21 protein-coding genes are annotated in these 23,533 nt (G+C 40.9%); 5 read left to right on the plus strand and 16 right to left on the minus strand.

Annotation, left to right across the window (positions count from 1 at the left end):
* Window positions 1-206 precede the first annotated feature (206 nt).
* From H5123_RS18895 to H5123_RS18925, 7 genes are all read right to left on the minus strand, one after another.
* Complete coding sequence (locus tag H5123_RS18895; protein WP_182698958.1) at window positions 207-824, minus strand: hypothetical protein; 618 nt, start codon at window positions 822-824, stop codon at window positions 207-209.
* A 459-nt stretch (window positions 825-1,283) separates the two neighbouring features.
* Entirely contained in the window at window positions 1,284-1,892 is a 609-nt protein-coding gene (locus tag H5123_RS18900) for a tetratricopeptide repeat protein (RefSeq protein WP_182698959.1), read from the minus strand.
* 564 nt (window positions 1,893-2,456) lie between these two features.
* Complete coding sequence (locus H5123_RS18905; RefSeq protein WP_182698960.1) at window positions 2,457-3,053, minus strand: HAD-IB family hydrolase; 597 nt, start codon at window positions 3,051-3,053, stop codon at window positions 2,457-2,459.
* A gap of 145 nt (window positions 3,054-3,198) precedes the next feature.
* Window positions 3,199-3,915: a hypothetical protein gene (locus H5123_RS18910; RefSeq protein WP_182698961.1), complete on the minus strand. Its 717-nt coding sequence runs from the start codon at window positions 3,913-3,915 to the stop codon at window positions 3,199-3,201.
* Window positions 3,916-4,639: 724 nt separating this feature from the next.
* A complete protein-coding gene (locus tag H5123_RS18915; RefSeq protein ID WP_182698962.1) occupies window positions 4,640-5,473 on the minus strand; it encodes a sulfurtransferase in 834 nt (277 codons plus the stop codon).
* A gap of 142 nt (window positions 5,474-5,615) precedes the next feature.
* Window positions 5,616-7,565 (minus strand): methyl-accepting chemotaxis protein, encoded by a 1,950-nt coding sequence (locus tag H5123_RS18920; protein WP_182698963.1) that lies wholly within the window; start codon window positions 7,563-7,565, stop codon window positions 5,616-5,618.
* Window positions 7,566-8,137: 572 nt separating this feature from the next.
* Entirely contained in the window at window positions 8,138-9,634 is a 1,497-nt protein-coding gene (locus tag H5123_RS18925; protein WP_182698964.1) for an aldehyde dehydrogenase, read from the minus strand.
* Between the two features lie 311 nt (window positions 9,635-9,945).
* On the opposite strand from H5123_RS18925, the gene H5123_RS18930 reads away from it, so the two are divergent.
* The 5 genes from H5123_RS18930 to H5123_RS18950 all read left to right on the plus strand — a co-directional run bounded on the left by H5123_RS18930 (window position 9,946) and on the right by H5123_RS18950 (window position 15,155).
* Entirely contained in the window at window positions 9,946-11,298 is a 1,353-nt protein-coding gene (locus H5123_RS18930) for an aspartate aminotransferase family protein (protein WP_182698965.1), read from the plus strand.
* Window positions 11,299-11,353: 55 nt separating this feature from the next.
* Window positions 11,354-12,853, plus strand: a complete 1,500-nt coding sequence (locus tag H5123_RS18935) for a CoA-acylating methylmalonate-semialdehyde dehydrogenase (RefSeq protein ID WP_182698966.1) — start codon at window positions 11,354-11,356, stop codon at window positions 12,851-12,853.
* Window positions 12,854-12,862: 9 nt separating this feature from the next.
* Window positions 12,863-13,228, plus strand: a complete 366-nt coding sequence (locus H5123_RS18940; protein ID WP_124017897.1) for a cupin domain-containing protein — start codon at window positions 12,863-12,865, stop codon at window positions 13,226-13,228.
* 120 nt (window positions 13,229-13,348) lie between these two features.
* Window positions 13,349-14,071 carry a TorF family putative porin gene (locus H5123_RS18945; RefSeq protein WP_310736154.1) on the plus strand — a complete coding sequence of 241 codons (723 nt, stop codon included), beginning with the start codon at window positions 13,349-13,351 and terminating at the stop codon, window positions 14,069-14,071.
* 739 nt (window positions 14,072-14,810) lie between these two features.
* Window positions 14,811-15,155 carry a DUF3634 family protein gene (locus H5123_RS18950; protein ID WP_124017894.1) on the plus strand — a complete coding sequence of 115 codons (345 nt, stop codon included), beginning with the start codon at window positions 14,811-14,813 and terminating at the stop codon, window positions 15,153-15,155.
* An 88-nt stretch (window positions 15,156-15,243) separates the two neighbouring features.
* Here the strand turns inward: H5123_RS18950 and H5123_RS18955 are convergent, their stop codons facing one another.
* From H5123_RS18955 to H5123_RS18995, 9 genes are all read right to left on the minus strand, one after another.
* Window positions 15,244-15,798 (minus strand): DUF3833 domain-containing protein, encoded by a 555-nt coding sequence (locus H5123_RS18955; protein ID WP_182698983.1) that lies wholly within the window; start codon window positions 15,796-15,798, stop codon window positions 15,244-15,246.
* 53 nt (window positions 15,799-15,851) lie between these two features.
* Complete coding sequence (locus H5123_RS18960; protein WP_182698968.1) at window positions 15,852-16,496, minus strand: chalcone isomerase family protein; 645 nt, start codon at window positions 16,494-16,496, stop codon at window positions 15,852-15,854.
* The gene (locus tag H5123_RS18965) at window positions 16,497-17,033 is read right to left on the minus strand and encodes a DUF2878 domain-containing protein (RefSeq protein WP_182698969.1); all 537 of its coding nucleotides are present in this window, start codon (window positions 17,031-17,033) and stop codon (window positions 16,497-16,499) included.
* Between the two features lie 77 nt (window positions 17,034-17,110).
* Window positions 17,111-18,346, minus strand: a complete 1,236-nt coding sequence (locus H5123_RS18970; RefSeq protein ID WP_182698984.1) for a cyclopropane-fatty-acyl-phospholipid synthase family protein — start codon at window positions 18,344-18,346, stop codon at window positions 17,111-17,113.
* 104 nt (window positions 18,347-18,450) lie between these two features.
* Window positions 18,451-19,272, minus strand: a complete 822-nt coding sequence (locus H5123_RS18975) for a DUF1365 domain-containing protein (RefSeq protein ID WP_182698970.1) — start codon at window positions 19,270-19,272, stop codon at window positions 18,451-18,453.
* Window positions 19,269-20,537, minus strand: a complete 1,269-nt coding sequence (locus H5123_RS18980) for an NAD(P)/FAD-dependent oxidoreductase (RefSeq protein ID WP_182698971.1) — start codon at window positions 20,535-20,537, stop codon at window positions 19,269-19,271. Before H5123_RS18980 ends, H5123_RS18975 begins: the two co-directional genes overlap by 4 nt.
* A 49-nt stretch (window positions 20,538-20,586) precedes the next feature.
* Window positions 20,587-21,336 (minus strand): SDR family NAD(P)-dependent oxidoreductase, encoded by a 750-nt coding sequence (locus H5123_RS18985; RefSeq protein WP_182698972.1) that lies wholly within the window; start codon window positions 21,334-21,336, stop codon window positions 20,587-20,589.
* Entirely contained in the window at window positions 21,336-21,839 is a 504-nt protein-coding gene (locus H5123_RS18990; protein WP_404948331.1) for a nuclear transport factor 2 family protein, read from the minus strand. The genes H5123_RS18985 and H5123_RS18990 overlap by 1 nt, the downstream gene beginning before the upstream one ends.
* Before the next feature lie 220 nt (window positions 21,840-22,059).
* Window positions 22,060-23,481 (minus strand): ammonia-forming cytochrome c nitrite reductase subunit c552, encoded by a 1,422-nt coding sequence (locus tag H5123_RS18995; protein ID WP_182698973.1) that lies wholly within the window; start codon window positions 23,479-23,481, stop codon window positions 22,060-22,062.
* Window positions 23,482-23,533 lie beyond the last annotated feature (52 nt).

Consider the following 23,533-nt stretch of genomic DNA (forward strand, 5'->3'; position numbering starts at 1 on the left):
GAAATGTGTTGCCCACCCTAACTGGAAAATGGAAAAAAGTGGCTTAGAATTTATTCTTTATTACGTTGCTCATATAAATTCTAACCCCACGAAATTACTGCTCACTCTGTATAAAAGAACAGTTGTATTAGGGAGGAGTATTTTCTGAGCTAACGATAGTTTGTCCTTTGTCTGGTCATATCCGATTATTTATTAACTTTGTAGTGCTATGGCTTTCGGCCTCTTTCCCTTTCGCATTCTTCCGCATGAGTTGTTGAATCAAAGTACATCGAGTACAAAACATCATCGCCTGTTTGAGTTATGCTTATTTCATATTTTAGCTTACCATCGACAATACTTGGATATATATTCACCCCATAAATATCGATATTGTTATAAAAATCATCAGACTTATTAAGGCATTTACTCCTGAGTTTATTTTTGTGAAATACATCTTTTATCGAAAAAATAAAATCTAAAGCATTAGCATCAATATACAAAGACTTCCCATGATGATCTTGTGTATAACGAATATAGTCTGAACAAGTTCCATTGATAGACCTGCCAACATATATATATGAATTTAAGGTATACACTCGAGATGATAGCTCATGTTTATTTTCCAATTCCACACAATATTTATCAAAAATGAATTCAGGCTGTTTGATGTAAACGACAGCATCTTCATTCTCTTGCCCTATACTGTACAATTCACTAGAGCAGTGAGTCGCTTCAGTATTTAGGCATAAATCTTTCATTTGCTCAATAAAAGAGCTGCTACTATAAGCTTCAGTAGCATTTAAAAATAATAGAAAAAAGAATAAAAAAAGTATTAATTTTTTCATTATGATGTTGCTCCACTAATCATATGTAGTAGATAGTTATTTTGGCCAGTGTTGTGTATGTTTTCAAGCAAAAAAATAGTGACTTCCATTAGATATAGTTGTGATTATATTAATAAAGTGAAACTCGTTTTGGGGCATAAGTGAGTCAGCGAAGATGTCGCTGACTCAAAAATGGACAGAACTTTGTTAGAACGATTAATCTATTAATATTTTTCAGATAAGGTTTTGTACTGAAAACTTCTGAGTAAGTGGTAAAATTCACAGCCCCACTTCACAATTGCACAGGCTACTGTTCACAATTGACACCTTCTACTGGTTAGCACGGCACATTCTGCTGGTTAAATTGCATTCTTCAGCGCAACAAAAAACCAATGATTGAGGCTAATTTAGGAGTGAATAAGTTAACAACATTAACGCGACCTAGATTCGATTGGTCATACCTGTCCTGATAAATATTCTCTATTGGTTTTTTACACATTCACTAACAATAACTCCATAATTAGATATGTCTTTTCGCACCCTTAAGAAAATATTCCAAGTCCCCTTTATTACTTTTGCTATTCCTTTTACAACCTCACCACAAGAAATATCTAACCCACCACTCTCCTTTAGGGCTACATAGCTTCCAAGCCTAATTGATTTATTATAGAGCTCTTTTGCTTTAGTTAAATTAGGTTGAACACCATGCCCGTAACGATAAATACGAGCTAACATCAATGTGGCTACTAGTCCGTCCATATTCGCAGCTTTCAAATACAACTGTTTTGATTTTATGTAGTCTTGATCCACACCGACCCCAAAAAAGTAAAGCCTTCCAAGAGCCGTATAAGCATACATGTCATCACTTAAATCAATCGCTTTTTTATAATATGTAGCCGCTTTTGAAAAGTCTTGTTCAAGAGTCGCTGTTGATGGCATTTCATACAGCCGCCCTATTTCAACCAACGCCTCATCAATTCCTTTTTTAGCCATACTTTTATATAGATAAATAGCTTGGTCGTATTTATTTTCACTCACCAGACGTATCGCATCATCCCATAAAGACAGTTCATCACATTCTGGATGCATTATAGAGCCCTCTTCAGTTTATTCTTTCCTCAACACCAGATATTGAAACACATTAATGGTATTAGGAAAAGTAAGCCAAATGAAGTTCTACTGAACTGAACTGAACTGAGCTGAGCGGGCAATCGCCCCTAACATTGAAAGGGGCATAAATGATTTGCATACCTTGCTTGCAATTGGCGTGATTCAACTCTGAACTTGAGGACGTTGAAGAAAATAGCGTGAAGCTCACATGGATGTGAGCTTAGCTTTCGCGGTACAGGATGTACCATCGGAAGCGTTAGTATTTTCACTCCTTATTACAAGATAGGCCGAAGCAGGTTTCAAATGAAATTAAAAGCTTGTTCAATCCCCATGGCGACCTTTTCGCTGCTGTTGTTTTGTAAATAGCGAAAATGTTGCGGGGCGGCTGGGCTAATTCATTTATAAAGAGTAAAGAGGGAATAGCCGTTGATTTCCTCTTGGTCTGGTGTGGGCGAAGCACCACGACTTTAGTGGCCGCAGGTCATAGCCTAACCAACTTTGGGGCAACAATGCGTTAGCGACTTATTGTAAAATGAGTCTAATTTAATCTTTAACCTTTACCCAATTCATGTATTTCTCATCAGCAATACTCAACATATCTAAATCTTCAGCGGTATCGCCGTAAGCATAAACACAATCATAATGATCTAAATTAAAACGTTCACAGATCCGTTTAGATTTCATTTTTTCACTACAATCGCCTGAGGTATAAAAGCCAGATAATTTGCCATTGTTTACCGCTAACTCACTACAAATCAACATCACTCCTAATTCATTACACCAATGCTTTAAATAGATATCAATGGATGCAGATACCACAACAACATGATCGCCGTTATCTTTATGCCAGCGAATTTTATCAAGTGCGTGAGATCGAATGAACTGAGGAATAACTTGTTTGGTAAAATCCAATCCCATTACATCAAGCGCATGGTGTTCTTTTTGATAAAAAGCGACAAAACTGGCAATGGGGCGCATTTTATTGGCAGGAAGTATGCCCAATTTATACATAATCACAAAAGGAGCGAGCAACACATTACCTACTATTAATCGAGCACCTGTGGTCGAGTAACGTAAAAATTTACTATACATATCGGCATTCGTAATCGTGCCATCAAAATCAAATAAGGCTAAATTCACTTTAATTTCCTTTAATGCATTAGCTTTTATGGCGATGATTAAGTGACTCACAATCTACTGACTGAATGTATATAAATTGTCTGCTTAGATTCAGATTCGATGTCATGACACTTTATTAACTGAAAAAATGAAATATGCTACTCAATTATAATTGCTGCAACCTTTGAGCATGCTGCATCATTAAAGTGTCTAACACTTCAGGGCTTAAGCTAAATATTTGTACTATTTCTTCGCCGGTTTTAGAAAGCGTTGCTTGCTTGTCTTCAAAAGTAATATGTAAACCTAACGCTTTTAACGTCTGCTGATCATAACTGTATAATGGCGTGTTTCGTTTATCTTTTAAGCCTGGCATCATCCCCAATACTGTGACAGCTTGATTAACCTTAACCTTGTCAAAAAATACACGTTCGGCTTGTTCCCACTGCAAAATATATTCAACCATAGTTTTGCTGTACTTACTTAAGTCTTCCGAGCCGTATAATAGTGGTTGTAACGCCCCACCATGCCAACCTAACAGGGCATCTTGTTTTATCGTCACATCATCACTGGCCGTTACAACATAATTAGCACAAGATGACGCACAGACTTTATCGACTGTGACCTTTAATTTATGCCGATATACCAATTCACCTAATCGTATTCCAGCAAACACATCGCCCCCACCACTAGTAATAACCAATGAGGTGATTTGAGTTGAGCTATTTGCTATACCTTGTTCAAAGGCGGCAACATTGTCTGGGTTAATTTCACCGTTATAATTAATGGTATTGGGAAGTAAAGGATCGATAACAAGGCTGAAAATAGGTTGTTTGCTTGCACAACCGGTTAAGGTTAGCAGCATAGCGAGCAGTAGATAACGCATTCATATTCCATCATGATGTTGAGTTGGCAAAAAATTAGCACAACAAGTTCATTATCCACAAGTAAATGATGTCACTTCCTCGATAATATTGATTAATCAGACTCTAACTGAACATTATTGCCAAATACCTCTCATTGCAGGTCGTTGGACTATATAGCTTTTAGATTATGTTGCTGCTTTAACCATCCGGTTTCATTTTGATTGAGTGCGTTGAAGACTCTTTATAAAAGAATGCGTGAGCCTGACATGGCCTGTCTCGCACATCTGACCTATATGGATATTGGAAATGTCATAATGATGTCGGGAACATCATTGACCATGTGCTTTAGGTATTCAGACATCCTGTCTATCAGATGCCCGCTCGCTCTCGAGAAGGAATGTCATTCTTTAGCATCCACGACATTCGTGAATCCATTCACATCAGATTCCCATAGGAAGCGTTAGTATTTTCACTATTTATTAATAAGATGGCCGAAGCGGAACTCAAACTAAGCCAAAAGCTGGCTCAATCCCCATGGCGACCTTTTCGCAGCTGTTGTTTTGTAAAAAGCGAAAATGTTACAGGGCAGCTGGGCTAATTCTTTTATAAAGAGTAAATAGGCAACAGCCGTTGGTTTGCTCTTACTCTGCTATGAGCAAAGCACCACGACGTTAGTGGCCGTAGGCCATAAAAAAGCTGGATTCCGGCTCAAAAAATAATGCCGGAATGACAGCAATATTGGCCCTACTCTATTGGTAAAGCTGCATCTCCGCCCCACACAGCCCAAGAACCATCGTATAAAACCGCTTGATGGTGTCCGGCTACATAGGAAGCTAAAATCAAAATACATGCGGTAATGCCTGAACCGCAACTAAACACTCGTTGAGCATTATTACTGGTATCTAAGGTCGCGAAAATAGTATGCAATTCACGAATCGATTTCATTTTAAAACCATTTAATACCTGCGCAAAAGGCAAGTTGAGCGAACCGGGAATATGACCACTGCGCATGCCTACTCTAGGCTCTGGTGAGGTACCATTAAAACGCCCTGCTGCACGAGCATCAATCACATCAACATTGGCATGGCCAAGATGGGTTAACACAAACTCAGTGTCACACATTTTGTGTTGTTGCAAACGACCTTTGATATCGCCTGAGTGAGTAGCAGATGAGAATTGGCGGACGGTATCTCGTCCTTCTGCTTGCCATTGTGGTAAACCACCATCGAGTACAAATACCTTATCAAAACCCATAGTTTTGAAAGTCCACCACGCTCGCGGGGCAGAATAAATACCTTGATTGTCGTAAATCACTACAGTGCTGTTATGGGTTATTCCCAATGACTGCGCAGTATCAGTAAACTGCTCAGCCGTAGGCATTGCATGAGTTTGTGATGATCGATGATCAAAAAAAAGCTTGTCCATTTGGCATGATAACGCGCCAGGGATAACGAAAAGTTCATCGTATACTAATGGCTCTTTTCCCAGCACAATTTCCATACTGGCATCAAGTAACACAAGCTCAGGATCATCAAGATGTAATGCTAACCAATCAGTTGTCACTAAAGGATTATTCACGATTAACCTCACTGCAATTTGTTTATAAAACAACAATATTGCACTGTCATAACGCAATAGCAAGTCATTCAGCTATTGATAGCAATTAACCTCATTGTGCTCGATCAATATCCATATCGTTGTTCGCTGGATAAATGAAATCCTACACCTTAAATTGTGACACTAGCTGGTTTAACTGCTCAGCTAAACGGGCTATTTCAGCACTTGAACTGCGGGTTTGAGTTGAAGCTTGTGAGTTTTCTTCGGCGATACGTTTAACATTAATAATATTCTCATTAATGCTCTCAGCCACTGAACTTTGTTCTTCTGCGGCGCTGGCTATTTGCATGTTCATGTCATTGATCAAATTTACAGCATTCGTAATTGATTTTAGTGCAGTATTGGCTTTACTGGCTTGCGCTACACAATGTTCAGCTTGTGTTTTTCCTTGGCTCATCACAGAGACAGCATTTTCTGTTCCGGCCTGAAGTTGTTCAATAATGGTCTGGATTTCAGACGTTGACCTTTGAGTTCTCTCAGCAAGAGTGCGAACTTCATCAGCCACAACGGCAAAACCTCGCCCTTGCTCTCCTGCTCTTGCGGCCTCAATAGCAGCATTTAACGCGAGTAAATTGGTTTGCTCTGCAATACTTCGAATAACACCTAAAATGGAACTGATGTTTAGGACTTCTTTTTGCACTTCGTGTAATTTCTCTGAGGAATCATTCACACTCGATGACAGAGAATTGATAGAGCTTATTGTTTGGTCCACAACTTGTGAACCTGATAATGATTCAATATTTGCCTGATTAGCGGCATCGGCCGCTTTTGCCGCACTATCTGCAACATCATGAACGGTTGCAGCCATTTCATTCATTGCGGTGGCAACCATATCCGTTTCAGATTCTTGTCGAGAAATCCCATTGGACGTTTGTTCTGTGACAACAGCGAGCTCTTCAGATGCTGATGCTAACTCAATACTGGCGGCATTAATTGTGGTGAGCATCAGTTTTAATTTAGTTGACGTGTCTTGAATAGCATTGAGCAACATACCCGTTTCATCTTTACTGCTACTCTCTAACCGAACCGTTAAATCGCCTAAAGCCAATTGATTTGCCGCATTAACAGCGGTTTGGATGGGCCGAGTAATACTGATGGTAAGAAGATATGCAATAACGAGCCCTATGACGATTGCAGCGATAGACATGATCAATGTGAACTGAATACTGTCTGCAATGGTGACATCAAGCTCAGAGCCTAATGCTTTTTGCTCATTCATTACTGAGAGTTTGATGTCTTCTGTGGCATGAGCGATTTTAGGGCCATGCACATCTAAAACATTTTTAATTAAGTTATTTCTGCTGACAATAGAATCATGTACCTGATTCATTGATGCTAAGTAAATTTTATGGTTTTTTTCAAACTCGAGCATTAAACTTCTTTGCTCGCTTTGATTAAGATTTTTATCGAGTTGATCGAGCTTAGTTGCCATCAGATTAGTCATTTTCTCAAGGGCTAAGCCAAAATCACTTTCTTGATTAGTTTGCAAATACTTCACCATAAATAAACGCCCCATTAGCAGGGTGTCTTTAACATAACTGGCATAATAAACCGCTTGATTATCTTCATTATCATTTGACGATTGAATAAGACTTTCTATGGTGGCAAGCATTCTCTCTCCGCTTGGTACCAGCTGAGTGTCATTGATTTTATGTCTTTGTCGAATCAACTCAACAACCTGCTCAAATGATTGTTGGTAAGTGCGAAATGATTCTTCAACAAAGGTAATCTGCGCGGCTCTCTCAGGCGCCTTGATTTGCTTTTTCGCTTCCTCAAGGTAAGTTTTCATTTTGGTCACATCACTGTTGTACTCGACTAAATCTTCATCGGACTGGCTGATGAGATAATCTTTCACCTTAATACGCACCAATAACATATTAGCCTGAAGTCTTCCGGCGATATTCGTGTCTTGTGCTAGTGATTTATAATGAAGAAAACTCGAACCAGATGAGTTAAGTGCGCTAATGCTAGTCACCACAACAATTGCAAGTAGTATGAGCACCAAACCAAAACCGCCACTGATTTTTGCACCGAGCTTTAGATTGTTAAACATGAGTCACCTCAAATAATATCAACTAGCAAAATTGTGATTAGCTGAATGTCGCCATCAACAGCTAAAAGGATATAACCAGCAAATATTATTACCAATATCTTGCCAACATATCAATTTAAATAATTGATTTAAAATGCTAAAAACCATATTTATCAACCAATGATAAAACCAAAGGTTGACATTTAAATTGATAATTAATACTTAAGGCTAGTGTTAAATAAAGAGTAAATAAGAAATACAAAGGTAGCTAAATAACAATGAAAACTGAGAAATTTGACGGGAATGACTAGGACAATAGTCGCTGGATGAAGCATATTTGGCGGCAGTACTCACCACATAAGGGGGGCTAGAAAGGTGTTACTTTTAGCAATATGCTTTTGCATCTATGCTGATATGTTAATCATAAATAAACCGTGAGATCATCCTGCAATCAATTTATCATCTGACTAATTTTGAATCATTTATACACTGTGGTTTAGGGCGAGTAATCACATTCTTTAGCTTGAATACCTACTAATAAAAAAGCCCTTTATTAGCAAATAAAGGGCTTTTCACATCTAAAACCTTAGTGACTATAGAGCAATCCAAGTCGCTTTAAGTTCAGTGTACTTATCAAACGCATGTAATGACTTGTCGCGGCCATTACCAGACTGCTTATAACCCCCAAATGGAGCCGTCATGTCACCACCGTCATAATGGTTTATCCACACCATACCGCTGCGCAGCGCTTTAGCCGTTTTATGGGCTTTACTTAAGTTTGAGGTCCACACACCAGCAGCTAGGCCATAGATAGTGTCGTTGGCAATCTTAATGGCTTCTTCCATGCCATCAAATTCAATAACCGATAACACAGGACCAAAAATCTCTTCACTGGCAATTTTCATGTCATTTTTAACATTACTGAAAATAGTCGGTTGCACAAACATGCCGCCGGTTTCTACCATCACTTGCTTGCCGCCATCAACTAAGGTAGCACCTTGTTCGCTGCCGCTTTTAATATAGTTCAATACATTAGTGAGCTGTTGTTGATCGACCATAGCACCACAAGTGGTTTTAGGATCAAGTGGATGCCCTGGTTGCCAGCCCTGCATTTGTTCAACTATCAACTTGATTAACTCATCTTTAACGCCTGACTCAACCAATAAGCGAGAACCAGCAGTACACACTTCGCCTTGGTTAAACGCAATCGCTACCGCAGCGGCTTCTGCTGCCGCTTTCAAATCTGGAGCATCGTTAAACACAATGTTTGGGCTCTTACCACCAGCTTCCAACCATACGCGCTTCATGTTCGACTCACCCGCATAAATCATTAACTGTTTGGCAATTTTTGTTGAACCGGTAAATACCAAAGTATCAATGTCCATGTGCAACGCCAGCGCTTTACCCACTGTATGACCAAAACCAGGTAATACGTTTAATACGCCTGCAGGAATACCAGCTTCAATGGCTAACTGGGCCATACGAATAGCGGTTAATGGTGATTTTTCTGATGGCTTTAAAATCACACTATTACCTGTCGCTAATGATGGCCCTAGCTTCCAGCATGCCATAATCATCGGGAAGTTCCACGGTACAATCGCGGCAACCACACCAACGGCTTCACGGGTGATCATGCCAATTTCGTTATGGGCTGTTGGCGCTATTTCATCATAAATTTTATCGATTGCTTCACCAGACCAACGGATAGCACGGGCAGCACCGACAACATCAACCCCTTTAGAATGCTGAATGGGCTTCCCCATATCTAGGGTTTCGAGTAACGCCATTTCATCGGCATTAGCTTCAAGTAAATCGGCAAACTTAATCATGACTTCTTTACGTTTTACTGGTGGTAAATTAGCCCAGGTACCCGCTTCGAATACTTCACGCGCATTGGCAACAGCAAGGTTTGCATCGGCTAAATCACAGCTCGCGACTTTGGCAAGAACTTTGCCATCAATTGGGCTGATACAGTCGAAAGTGTCACCAGACACAGCACTTTGATATTGACCATTGATAAATGCACTGCCATTGATTTGTAAACTTGCTGCCAGTGCTTCCCAATCGCTACGACTTGTTGGAGTACTCATTGTGACCTCGAAATAATAAATGGATTGATAAACACCAAAACTAAGAAATAAAGCAGGTGCCAAGACTAATTTGTGCCGTCTAAAATGGATTACTGACACATTTATGTTAATCAATATTGTCACCTGATTATGCTGAACAGCAAGAAATTTTCAATATATTTTACAAAATAGGCACATTTAGTTTAAATAAATGCACAAAACACTTTTATGTTCATTATTTTTGACATAGCATAGCGAATATTCGTCACTCATTATTTAATCAGTTTAAGATGAATCCCTAATAATTGTAGCTATCAATGTAGAGTCAATTTATGAGCGAATATAAGCAAAATGGAATCAGCGATTCATCACAATCTTGGCCAAATATGGCGCACTTTTGGATGCCATTTACCGCCAACAAGCAGTTTAAAGCCAATCCACGTCTCCTTGTTTCGGCACAAGGAATGTATTACACCGATATTGAAGGCAATAAAGTACTCGATGCTACCGCAGGTCTATGGTGTTGTAATGCTGGACACGGAAGGCAAGAGATCTCAGAAGCGGTAAGTAAACAAATTAGCCAAATGGATTATGCGCCGTCGTTTCAAATGGGTCATCCACTTGCATTTGAATTAGCGCATAAACTCAGTCAGCTCAGTCCAGATGGATTAGATAAGGTATTTTTTACCAATTCAGGCTCAGAGTCGGTTGATACTGCACTTAAGATGGCACTTTGTTATCACAGAGCCAATGGTCAGGCATCTCGAACGCGCTTTATCGGCCGTGAGCTTGGCTATCATGGTGTCGGTTTTGGTGGCATCTCAGTGGGTGGCATTAGTAATAACCGTAAAACATTCAGCCAACAATTACTGCAAGGTGTTGATCACCTGCCTCACACTCTCGACATTGCCAATAATGCTTTCAGTCATGGTTTACCTCCACATGGCTTAGATAAAGCCGAAGTGCTTGAGCAACTGATTACGTTACATGGCGCGGAAAATATTGCCGCGGTCATTGTCGAGCCGATGTCAGGATCAGCAGGGGTTATTCTGCCACCAGACGGTTACTTAGCGCGCCTGCGTGAAATCACTCAAAAACACGGTATTTTGCTTATTTTTGATGAAGTGATCACTGGCTTCGGCCGAGTTGGTGCTGCTTTTGCCAGTGAACGCTGGCAAGTGACGCCAGACATGATAACCACAGCGAAAGCGATTAATAACGGTGCAATTCCAATGGGCGCTGTATTTGTTAGTAATACCATTCACGATACATGTATGAATGGCCCTAATGAGTTAATTGAATTCTTCCATGGTTACACTTATTCAGGCCATCCGGTTGCCGCAGCGTCAGCACTTGCAACTTTATCAATATATGAAGATGAGCACTTATTTGAACGCGCTAAGGGACTTGAGGCTTACTTTGAACAAGCCGTTCACAGCCTTAAAGGACTGCCAAACGTCATTGATATTCGCAATACAGGTTTAGTGGCAGGTATCCAACTGGCACCGAGCGATAAAGGTGTGGGTAAGCGAGGTTACGCCATTTTTGATCACTGCTTTAGGCAAGGTGCCTTAGTGCGAGCAACCGCTGACATCATCGCGTTATCACCGCCATTGATTGTAGAAAAATCACAAATCGACGACATGGTTAATCACATAAGCGATGCGATTAACGCGGTTGGTTAATCGTTTTTAAATACCAATTTCTTGAATACCTATTTTGCTTAAAAGGATCCAGTTCATGCTTAACATTACTCATTTTGTCGATGGGCAACACACACCAGCGAGTCAGCGTAATCAAACAATCTATGATCCTGCAACGGGTGAAACCCGTGGCCAAGTATCACTGGCGAGTCATGAAGAAGTGAGCTTAGCGATTAGTGCGGCCAAAAAAGCTTACCAAACCTGGTCACAAGTCACCCCACTCAACCGTGCTCGGGTATTATTTAAATTTAAAGCCTTAGTCGAGCAAAATGTTGATAAATTGGCACAATTAATCACTCTTGAACACGGCAAAGTATTAGATGATGCTAAAGGTGAAATCACCCGAGGGCTAGAGGTCGTTGAGTTTGCTTGTGGCATTCCACATTTGCTCAAAGGCGAACATACTCAGCAAGTCGGTGGCGGCGTTGACTCATGGTCAGTTAACCAATCATTAGGTGTGGTGGCGGGTATTTCTCCGTTTAACTTTCCAGTGATGGTGCCAATGTGGATGTTCCCTATCGCGATAGCCTGCGGTAATGCTTTTATCATGAAGCCATCTGAAAAAGATCCAAGTGCAGTAATGTTTATTGCCGAATTGCTTAAACAAGCCGGTCTACCTGATGGTGTATTTAACGTTATCAATGGTGATAAAGAAGCGGTTGATACCTTGTTAACTCACCCTGATATTCACGCCGTCAGCTTTGTTGGCTCAACCCCTATTGCTGAGTATATTTACAGTACAGCTTCTTCTCACGGTAAACGTGTACAGGCGTTGGGCGGTGCTAAAAATCATATGTTATTGATGCCAGACGCTGACTTAGATCAAGCCGTTAATGCGCTAATGGGAGCTGCATACGGTAGTGCCGGTGAGCGCTGTATGGCGATATCAGTCGTATTGGCGGTTGGTGATGTGGCTGACAAATTGGTGGAAGCATTACTGCCACAAATTAGTGCCTTAAAAGTGGGTAGCGGTGTGACGCCGGAAATGGACATGGGGCCGTTAATTTCGGCGCAACACTTAGCCAAAGTACGTGATTACGTTGATGCTGGCGTGAATGAAGGCGCGACGTTAGTGGTTGATGGCCGCGATATCAGCATTAGCGACCACCAGCAAGGTTACTTTTTGGGTGCGTGCTTATTTGATCATGTCACGCCAAACATGAGCATTTACCAACAAGAAATTTTTGGCCCTGTATTAGCAATAGTGCGCGTCGATACCTATGCCGAAGCCTTGGCGTTAATTAACCAACATGAATTTGGCAATGGCACCGCCATTTTCACTCAAAGCGGCCAAGTTGCACGCCATTTTTGTCACCACGTGGAAGTGGGTATGGTCGGAGTGAATGTGCCCATTCCGGTTCCTATGGCATTTCATAGCTTTGGGGGGTGGAAACGCTCACTATTTGGGCCTCTGCATATGCACGGACCTGATGGAGTACGTTTTTATACTAAGCGAAAAGCCATTACGGCTCGCTGGCCACAAGCTAAAAGCGACAGTAACGAACCTTCAGCATTTATCATGCCTACGATGAAATAAGTGAATACGATGAACAAAAACATTAGCGATATTACCGTATTTAGTCGCCAATCAACTGCGGTTGAGTCTTATCACTTGGCCAATGAAAAACTGATAACAGGTAATCCATTACAGTCAGTACAAAATCATTTTGAAAGCCCATGTAAGCAATTTAATGTCGGTATTTGGCAAAGTGAGTCTGGCAGTTGGAACATTAATTATAGCGAATATGAATATTGCGACATTCTCGAAGGCACTAGCATCATCACTGACAGTCAAGGCCAACGCTTAACCGTCAGTACGGGTGATAAGTTTGTTATTCCAGCTGGATTTACCGGCACGTGGGAAGTGGTTAATCACTGTAAAAAAATCTACGTTATGTTTGAACAACAGTAACGTTTCACCGCCATGCGGTACAGACGAAACCATGACGGTTTTGCTTCTGATAAGTGGCATACGCAGTGGCTAGATAGCTCAATATCAGTCACTGTATTTTATGTAAATGGAGATAATATCGTGTCGAAAACATTTAAAAGAACGCGAATTGCACTGTTAAGCGGATTAACGTTATCAGCTACTCTTCTGGCTCCGTTAGCCACGGCAGAAGTATCTGGTGCGGTCACTGTAACCAACGATTATCGTTTCCGTGGAATATCACAAACCGCAGGGGATCCAGCGCTACAAGCTAATATCGATTGGAGCCATGAAAGTGGTTTTTTTGTCGGTGCTTGGGGCAGTAATGTCGATTTCGATGAGCCAGAGTACAATGGCCCAGACGTCGAAATAGACTTGTATGCTGGTTACTATGGTGAACTTAACGACGATACCAGTTATGACTTAACCTTATATCGTTACAACTACCCAGGCGAAAGCGATCTGGATTATTTGGAGATTAGCGCAGGTATCGACTTCAGTGGTTTCAGAGCAGCCTATTGGTATACTAATGACTACGGTGGAAGCGATCTTGATCTGCACTATACCGAAATCAATTATGGCTGGGAGTTTGCCGAAAACTGGAGTTTAGACCTGCATTATGGCTACAACTTTGGTGACGCCATTGATGATGGTGAAGGTTTTGACAGCTATTCAGATTACTCTGTGGGCGTATCAACCGAAGTCTCTGGTTTTGGCTTATCTTTAGCTTATTTAGACACCGACATGAGTGGTGATTACAAAGTAAGCTCTGGGCTATATAAAAACTCAGGCACAGTACTAGCCAGCGTTAGTTACGCATTTTAACCCCTAGGGGTTAATTGCTACGCAACAGCGCTGATCATTGTTTATCGTATTATCACTAGCCCATTGTGGCTCACTATGTACAAGTTGCAATGTGACATGAGTGTTGGCGATTAAACGGTTATCAGCCGGTGTTAAAAACAAAAAACCGCATAATGCGGTTTTTTTTATGGTTAAACCATAAACTAAGATTGGATATTGATTATAAAGGTCATAAAGCAGAAGTTATTTGGTCGACAATCCATTTAGCAATTGCCCTTGGGCTTGCTTTTTAACGGATTGCCAGCCGTCAGCAATATGTTGTAATTATTCGCGTCGCTGCGGGAATTTATCAGCTAAATCGAGCATTAAAGATGTTTGGATTTCACAGATTTCGGCCCAACGACTAGCATTAGAGAGTGACATATTTAGTCCTTAAATAAGTTATACATCCATTTACATGCACCTGCATCGTCATTAAATGTAGCACATATTCATCGTTTATAAAGCCATTTCGATAACTAAACCAGCCTAAAGATCACCACTCAGATATCCATTATGCCCTAGGTTAAATGACAGCAAATTTAGTTTAGGCAGCACTCAAATGACAAAATCATCTTGGATTAATCAATAAGGTCTTAACCATAGAATATAACTTGGATCTAGCGCATATATTTTAATAAATTAGCATTGCATCCAGAGCGTAGCATAGTATCTTATGGTAATAGCCATCGTATAAATATACGGTTTAAAGGAGCAAACTATGGTTGATACCATCATCAAAGTACTGATAATTGCAGTATTATTTTTTCTGGCCTACAAACTAATTTTCAGTGGTAGCCGTGGATTAACCCTTTTTGAAATGCATTTCAAAGATGGCAAACTCAACAGACATAAAGGCAAAATACCAGAGAAGTTTGAGCGAGACTGCCGTGCAATCGCTAAATCAAACAAACTCACTTGCACTGTTAGAGCGGAAAAGTCAGGTGACGTGCGTTTACATGTTTCGGCCAATATAGGCGATAACCTAGTACAACAGATCCGCAATCAGTTTCCATTTGAATATTACGATAAAAAACATGTTGATGCGTCTAAGCTTAAAGGCTAATACAGCTTAATGACGAACATAAAAAATGGACTCATTAGAGTCCATTTTTTATGTTCGCAGAGCACCAGCCTATAGCTTGGTCCGCTACTTAATCAGCTTGCTTAGCAATAACTAAAGTGACCTGAGCAACGGTAACACCAAACTTAATGATGTCACTTTTATTGATAATGGTTTGGTCATCGACTAAAAACATCCAATCATCAAAATGCACTTGATACTCACTGCCATCTACAGCTAATTGCATATCATAGCGCCAGTGTAATGCGCTGCCGCGCGACTCACCCTCTGCAATACCTAATATATCATTGGCTGTGCCTTGGTAAATACCATTACCTTTGTCAGTAATTTTCCATACTCGAGTTTGTTTTTCGCCATCATCGTAAACAAACCATTCGTTAATCACACCTTGCTTACCTTGTGGCGTGTCGGTCCAGTGCGCTTCCATAGTCACAGTAAATTTACGCGTCACCTTGCCAGAAAAATCTTGTACTATGCCTGCCGCCGTTAGCTTACCGTCAAAAAATGTGGCTAAGTCTAACTTAGGCGTCGTTTGTTGATAATCTTCAATTGAGGCTGATGAACATGACATCACACCTAAAAGTAATCCGCTAAACAAACACACATGAGCAAACTTTTTAATCATGCCGCGCGCTGAAACAGATATCTTTTGAGGTATGGATAATAGACTAGTGCGCATTAGTTGACTCCAATTAATTGTTTACGTAATTCGGGGTGACTGGTTTTTTCTGACAACCAGATATCGAGAAAAGCTTCAGGGAACTGACTGTTATTAACTTGATAATATGGCTTATCATTAAGTAAAAATGCTGCATCTTCAGGCGTGTTAACTCTAAACGTGAGTCTGTCGCCCTCTTTAACATCAGGCCATGCTTTGACTATCTGTTGACGATAAAGCTCAATATTATCTTTAGTTAACCCTAGATGCTGCCATTGCTCAATTGTCGCATCAACCAAATCACCGGCATCAATATCGCGGTGATATTGGATGTCGAGAGTCATTGGAAATCGATTAGCTTGATATTTACCGTCGATGGAAAATAATTTAGCGCTATAAATATCCAGCCACAGAAGACTCATGTCGGCTGTGCCAACTTCAATCAATGGCACATCAGCTGTGTCGGCTTTAACCAAGGGGGCTGTTGTCGCAATATGTGAAACACTGTCACCATCATTAGCAAAAGCATCACTGACACTCAACATAACAACAAGTGCTAATACCAGTGCGCCCATCACACCAAAGAGTAATTCTGCTAACCAGTGCATCGATTGGGGTATCTGCCAATGTGGCTGCGATTTAGCAGCCTTGGTTAAGGTTTTCATCTAGGATTCTCCAAAACGAGAGCCACCGTTGTAATACGGGAGTTTTTTGCTACTGATTATTAACAGTACGGGAAATAAGCCACTCCAGATCAGTGCCAATATCAATGCACTCCAAGCATCTCCCAATGGCAGCTCCACGGCATCAAATTTAGCGCCAGCAAGATAACTTAAACAACCAAATACCCCACCCAATACTGACTGTAACCACAGAGGGAGCTTTCTGAACACAGATAAGCTGTAGTCTAAACAAAGTGCAAAATAGAGCCATAATAGTCCCAACCAATAAGGGATATTAGCGAATTCAAATACGCCAAACCACACTAATAGACTATCAACCGCGATGCCAATTGCCCCACAAACACCCATAACTAATGCATCATGACGCGCTGATGGTGATAATAAAAAGTGACTAATGATCAATAAAATAGACAGTAATATGAGTTGATTTTGAGCCAGTACTCCCGCCCACCAAACTAATTGGAAGCACACGGCGTTAATTAAGATAAATAACGTTGGCGGAATACCGTAAGAAGACATAACACCTCACACACAGGATGAGACGTCCCGGTAATATATTACCGGGGATGTAAATAGCCAGAAAACACTATCATTGATTAAGATCGGTATTGAGGACGCACGGCAACTAAATGCACTGTACTTGTAGTACGTTCTAAAAAACCTCCTTCGCAGTAGCTCAGATAAAACTTCCACATACGAATAAAGTCATCGCCATAATTTAAGGCTTTTATTTTGTCGTAAGCAGCATCAAAATTCTCATGCCAATGCTTTAATGTACGTGCATAGTCTTTACCCATATCATCAATAGACCAGGTGACCATGTCGGTTTTCTTGGCGATGTGACGAGTCATTTCACTCACCGACGGTAAGCAACCGCCGGGGAATATATAGCGCTGTATAAAGTCGACACTCTTGCGATAGCTATTGTAACGTTGGTCGGCAATGGTAATCGCCTGGATAAGCATGCGCCCGTCTGGTTTAAGCATATGCTGCAGTTTTTCGAAAAAACCGCCTAAATATTCGTGGCCGACAGCTTCAATCATTTCAATCGATACGACTCGGTCATATTCACCCGTCAATAAACGATAATCTTGTTTCAATAAGGTAATACTATTTTCAAGCCCTTCTTGCTTCACTCGCGCTAGTGCATAATCGTACTGAGCATCGGAAATGGTCGTGGTCGTAACATGCACGCCATAATGTTTCGCCGCATAAATGGCCAAAGCGCCCCAACCGGTTCCTACTTCAAGCAAGGTTTGGCCTGGACTTAAATCTAAACGCTCACAAATGGTGTGCAACTTGTGTAATTGCGCTTCATTTAGACTGCTATCATCTGCCGGATAAAGTGCACTTGAATACATCATTTCTGGGTCAAGAAACTCTTTATACATGTCATTACCTAAATCATAATGCGCCAGAATATTTCGCTTAGAGCCGGTTTCAGAATTACGATTAAATACATGTTTAATGCGATTGAGACCATTGCTCAACCATGAAAAATAACGCTCGATATTGTCTAACAAGGCTAGGTTTTTGGCAAAAATCTGCACCACTTTGGTCAAATCAGGGCTACACCAATGGCCTTGAATATAAGCTTCACCAGCGCCAATTGAACCGCCAAACACCACTTGACGATAAAAGTTAGCATGCTGGACCTGCATTGTGGCGTGCACATCGCTTTTAGGATCGCCAAATTCTGAAGTTTGGTTACCATCAACAATCGTTAAATGACCTTCAGCAAGATGCGCTAATGCGCGAAGAAGAATTTTCCTTGCCAGGCTGTCAGATAAACTCGCTTGAGTCATACTACTTTCTGTCACCATATTTTCCATGTCATTTCTCCAGTTCATACACTGTCTTATTCGATCGCTTTATTGGCGTAATGCAACTGTAATACGTGATAACCACTTATTTGGTTTACATTTTTCAATAATGATTAATTCAACTTAACGGTCTGCTTGCCAACAAATGGGATCCGTTTAATAAATAACTTCATAGCTTGCCAATAAATACCCAACATAATTTTGAGCGTCATCAATGGGTAACCCAACATAAATTGGCGTATCGAACTTGAGGTAATCAGTTGGCGTTTTAACACTAAACCAGCATCAAATAGCTTATCGTTATTGGCATTTCTATTTTCAATAGTCACTTTCAAATGTTTAGCTGGGGGCGTAATACGCCACAAGTAATGCATATCTAAGTTCATAAAAGGCGACACATGAAACACTTTGTCTGTTTGAGTAGTATTGGCAATATCCACCAGATAACAATGACGCTCATTCCAAGGAGTATTACTCACCTCAGCGAGCATATAGATTAGCTCATCTTGATGATAACAAAAGTAAAAATTGACCGGACTAAAATAAAAACCAAAATGGCGTATCTGCCCAGAAAATATCACTTTATCGCATATTTGTGTAGCACCTAAATGCTCAATGGTTGCCAACACGCGATGTTTCAATGCCACAGCATCAGAGCCTACACAAGCTTGGCTTAACGCAAGTTTCTCACCAAATTGCTGCTCAAGCGCATTGAGATAATCGCTAGGCTTAAATTTAAGTGGGGTAAACTTGTCTGTTGAAAACAACTTACTCACCGCCGTTAATGCTGGCAGTTCATCTAAATCAATTGCCATCATCGCAATGTTATAACCGAAACTGTGCACCTTAGGCGTATGACGGCGATGGTTAACCTTGCCACAATAAATGCCACTGTTTAATTGATCATGTTTCATTACCGATGTGGGTTGATTCATAAACTAATCCCAAAAAGATCGCATACTTCAACCGCACTCCGAACACCGTCTTCATGAAATCCGTTGTGCCAGTAAGCTCCCGCAAAGTAGGTATTGTGTTTACCATTGATAAGCGATCTTTTTGCTTGAGACTTCATGCTGGCATCATTAAATACTGGGTGAGCATAATTAAACTTACGCAAAATTTTACGTTCGTCAATTAACGCCGTTTGATTGAGGGTGACACAGAATGTTGGCGCACTGGCTGGTAAACACTGCAAAATATTCATGTTATAAGTCACACTGGCAGGACGCTGGGCAATATCTTGCTGATTTTTACCATCTAAACGATAATTCCAACTTGCCCATGCCGCTTTGCGTTTAGGCAACAGATTAATGTCAGTATGTAATACCACTTCATTATTCTGGTATTCCATTGCACCTAACACGTCAATCTCGTCTTGAGTAGCATCAGTTAACATCGCTAATGCCTGATCGCTATGGCAACTTAATACCACATCATCAAAACGCTGCCATTCCCCTTTAGCCACTTGAACATATACGCCATCATCGCTACGCTTAATACCTGTAACGGGAGAATTAAGCTGAATGCGATCTTTGAAAGGTGCCGTTAAAGCAGGAATATAACTGCGCGAACCGCCTTCAAGTACATACCACTGCGGGCGATCATTAATATTTAATAATCCATGATGTTGGAAAAAACGAATGAAAAATCGCAGTGAAAAACCGCGCATATCATCAATACTGGCAGACCAAATAGCCGCGCCCATAGGTAAAATGTAATGCTCACAGAAAAAGGCAGAAAAACCTTGCTGGTCAAGATATTCACCTAGTGAAGCCGTAGGGTATTTATCTGCCTCGTAAATCACTTTACAACCATTATTAAACCGAACTATCTCGCCTAAAAACTTGTAAAAACTTGGACGAAATAAATTACGGCGCTGGGCAAATAAACTCCACAAATTATGGCCATTATATTCAAGCCCCGTGAGTGCATTGTTAACACTAAAGCTCATTTCAGTGGGTATCGATTTAATCTTAAGTTGCGCCATTAAAGTTTCAAAAAGCGGATAAGTACGATCGTTAAACACAATAAAGCCTGAGTCGATTGCGTATTGCTGGCCAGCAACTTCTACATCTATGGTAGCTGTATGACCACCAATATAATCATTAGCCTCAAACACAGTTACCGTGTGTTCCCGGCTGAGTAAGTGGGCACTCGTTAAGCCTGCAATTCCACTACCTATTACAGCAATATTTTTCATTTCGTTAATCCCTGACACTAAGACTTTATTGTTGATTGACTTGAGCGAGCTATTTAGGAGCCAATAAAGACACTAATAATTTTTCTGGCAATAAAGAGGCTAATTTAAGTAACCAAGTGAATTTGGTTGGAAAATGGATCTCACATTTTTGGCGTTGCATACCGTTATAAATGGCCACAGCGGCTTGCTGAGGCGAGATTTGCATTGGCATAGCAAAGTCATTTTTAGCGGTTAAGGGGGTTTTCACAAAACCAGGGCAAATCACGCTAACCCCAATCCCATGTTTGGCAAGATCAACTCGTAAACTGCGACCTAAATAAGTAATGGCCGCTTTTGATGCGCCATAGGCTTCGGCACGCGGAAACGGCAGATAGGTGGCGCTTGAACTCATCAGCCCCAGCTGAGCACCACGGCCTAAAAGCGGTAAAAAATGTTCTAGACAATAACCCATAGCAACCACATTGGTATTGATCACTCGCGCAAATAAAGCCGAGTCAAAATGCAATGCATCATCAATGTATTCGCAGCTTCCGGCATTCAATACCACTTGCTGTAGCTGCCAACCATTATGCTGCAATAGTTGCTTAAGCTTAGCGGCTGCGGCTTGTACCTGCTCATTATCAGTAATATCAAACTCTAGCGGTGTGGCGCCTGTAATCGCCTCTAATGCTTGAGCATTTCGGCCACAAGCTATTACAGCAATACCTTTTTCAAGGTAATATTCAGCTAAAGCTAACCCAATACCTGAGCTGGCTCCAGTAATTAATACGGCCTTGGAACTCACGTTAACAGTTGCCATTACTTCGCCACCCTATTTTTAAGTAAGCCGATGAGACCTCCTAAAAAAGGCACTTGCTCATAGAGCATTTGTCCTAGGTCAAAGTAGTCTCTATGAGAAAATATCTTATCGGAAAATTTAAGTTGCGACATGCCTTCAACATTTATTAGCTGGCCTTTACTTAATTTAGGATGTGTATAACTCATGGTCCAATACAAAGCGGCTTGCTGATTATCAGCACCAATGACCACTTCTTTGATATCAAATTCAATGTGGGTGACGTTTTGATACATGTTGGCAAAATAATGCGTTAATGCTTCCATGCCCTGGACATGATGCATCGGATCTCTAAAGCAAATATCATCGCGATAGACTTGACTGAGTAGAAACAAATTATCTTTATTGAGCTGTTGATACATATTAATAAAGGCATCAACAATAGCCGGATGACCACTCACAGACGCAGAATTGTCCGTATTTAATGGTACTGATTGAGTATCAACTATCGATTGTGCACCTTGCATTAACAGACTCCTACCACGCGACCCTAAAAACTCACGGAACATAAATATAACAATGCCTTATATGACAATCAGATAAAAGCATTTAATGACCGTGAAACAAATAAAAACTTATGGGGGTTGATACGACATACTCGCAAAAGTAGATCAACATGTTAAATGAGCCACACAGCAAAACGCCTAAGCAGAGCTTAGGCGTTAATAAAGTCAGTAATAGTGTGTTTTATTCAGAAACTGAGTAACCTGTTTTGGCCACTGGATGCCAGTATTTATCAACTTCCTGTTGAATAAATGCATGTTTCGCCTTCATCGCGTCGGCTTCAACAAAGCCAATAGCGGCGTGGGCTTTTTCTTTGGTACTGTAATCTGGGTACTCGACTTCAGTAACTGACATTTGACTTAATATGCGGGCCAATGCTTGACGGGCATAAGTAACCTGTTCAGTCGATTTATCCAGTAGTTCAATCCCTTCTTTAGGATTATGAGCGTACATACCATGCGATGCAGTGGCAAAATCCCAACGCCATTGTGAATGACGAATAGCCATAATCGCATCATTCATTTGCGCCCATGTAGCCCCCGCATCCCACGCAGCTTTGGCTTCGTAATGCGCCTTAATCAGCAATGACTCTACATGTCGTGCTTTAGCATCAATAGTAGCTTTGGTTTTATCAAGCTTTTTGGTGATGGCCGCTTTACTGCTATGACAATTTGCACAACTACGATCAAAATTGTCTAATGCACCACCAACCTTATGGTCACTAAATGTAGCGCCTTTTTCATCGGTCGCAGGCGGCATATGACAGGTTATACAGGTCACGCCTTGCTTAGCGTGAGCCGAACGACTCCAATGTTCAAACTCTGGATGACGCGCTTTTAATATTGGGGTTTTAGAAATAGGGTGGATCCATTCGTAAAAGCGACGTGTGTCGTAATACTTTTCAATTTCATCGGCAGTGCTGCCAAAAATCCATGGAATATTAACCTTGTTATTATTTTCAGGCTGGAAATAATAACTCACATGACATTGACCACAAACCTGTGCCCCTTGCATTGTGTGGTTTTGCTTATCAAAAGGCAGTTTAATTTTTGCCATCGCATCTTGTGCATGTGGTCGAGGTAATGCGAGTTTAGCACTGCCATCAACATGACAATCACTGCAGTAAACAACGGATTTGATTTCACGGCCTAAATCGACAAAATTGGCACCTGAAAAACCTTGAATACCCATTTCTTTAATCAATCTAGGGGCATCGGGTGTTTTACAGGTCCAGCAACTGGCTGATAAACCTTTGTCACCTTCAGCTATTGCAACACCAGTACGCAAGGTATGTGTCACGTCAGCTACAGCAAACTGATGCCCGCGAGGGCTATGATATTCTTTGGCAAATGATGAACCAGCCCATAAAATGATATTGGCAGGATATTGCGCCAGTATATCGTCTCGCTCTACTTGGTCTTCGGTTGCTTGCCAAGAGTAATATTGCTGTGGAAACTTTAGTTGATTAGGATCCACCTCAGCACCTTTGAGCGACCAAGAGGTTAGACTCAACAGAGCTATTGCCCCAAGAATAACACTTAAGCCTATCTTGCTTCGCATCGGCTGCGTAGCCTTCATTATCACCTCGATAAGTAGATCCATCATATTGCTAACCTTTGTTTATTCATCACGTTAATTAATCTTTGAGAGCTAAGCA

This window comes from Shewanella sp. SR43-4, from assembly GCF_014163845.1.
GTDB lineage: Bacteria > Pseudomonadota > Gammaproteobacteria > Enterobacterales > Shewanellaceae > Shewanella > Shewanella vesiculosa.

Coding starts and splice junctions, on each gene's coding strand:
- H5123_RS18895 (WP_182698958.1), bottom strand. CDS start 824: ATGAAAAAATTAATACTTTTTTTATTCTTTTTTCTATTATTTTTAAAT.
- H5123_RS18900 (WP_182698959.1), bottom strand. CDS start 1,892: ATGCATCCAGAATGTGATGAACTGTCTTTATGGGATGATGCGATACGT.
- H5123_RS18910 (WP_182698961.1), bottom strand. CDS start 3,915: ATGCGTTATCTACTGCTCGCTATGCTGCTAACCTTAACCGGTTGTGCA.
- H5123_RS18920 (WP_182698963.1), bottom strand. CDS start 7,565: ATGTTTAACAATCTAAAGCTCGGTGCAAAAATCAGTGGCGGTTTTGGT.
- H5123_RS18925 (WP_182698964.1), bottom strand. CDS start 9,634: ATGAGTACTCCAACAAGTCGTAGCGATTGGGAAGCACTGGCAGCAAGT.
- H5123_RS18930 (WP_182698965.1), top strand. CDS start 9,946: ATGAGCGAATATAAGCAAAATGGAATCAGCGATTCATCACAATCTTGG.
- H5123_RS18935 (WP_182698966.1), top strand. CDS start 11,354: ATGCTTAACATTACTCATTTTGTCGATGGGCAACACACACCAGCGAGT.
- H5123_RS18940 (WP_124017897.1), top strand. CDS start 12,863: ATGAACAAAAACATTAGCGATATTACCGTATTTAGTCGCCAATCAACT.
- H5123_RS18950 (WP_124017894.1), top strand. CDS start 14,811: ATGGTTGATACCATCATCAAAGTACTGATAATTGCAGTATTATTTTTT.
- H5123_RS18955 (WP_182698983.1), bottom strand. CDS start 15,798: ATGATTAAAAAGTTTGCTCATGTGTGTTTGTTTAGCGGATTACTTTTA.
- H5123_RS18960 (WP_182698968.1), bottom strand. CDS start 16,496: ATGAAAACCTTAACCAAGGCTGCTAAATCGCAGCCACATTGGCAGATA.
- H5123_RS18965 (WP_182698969.1), bottom strand. CDS start 17,033: ATGTCTTCTTACGGTATTCCGCCAACGTTATTTATCTTAATTAACGCC.
- H5123_RS18970 (WP_182698984.1), bottom strand. CDS start 18,346: ATGGAAAATATGGTGACAGAAAGTAGTATGACTCAAGCGAGTTTATCT.
- H5123_RS18975 (WP_182698970.1), bottom strand. CDS start 19,272: ATGAATCAACCCACATCGGTAATGAAACATGATCAATTAAACAGTGGC.
- H5123_RS18980 (WP_182698971.1), bottom strand. CDS start 20,537: ATGAAAAATATTGCTGTAATAGGTAGTGGAATTGCAGGCTTAACGAGT.
- H5123_RS18985 (WP_182698972.1), bottom strand. CDS start 21,336: ATGGCAACTGTTAACGTGAGTTCCAAGGCCGTATTAATTACTGGAGCC.
- H5123_RS18990 (WP_404948331.1), bottom strand. CDS start 21,839: ATGCAAGGTGCACAATCGATAGTTGATACTCAATCAGTACCATTAAAT.
- H5123_RS18995 (WP_182698973.1), bottom strand. CDS start 23,481: ATGATGGATCTACTTATCGAGGTGATAATGAAGGCTACGCAGCCGATG.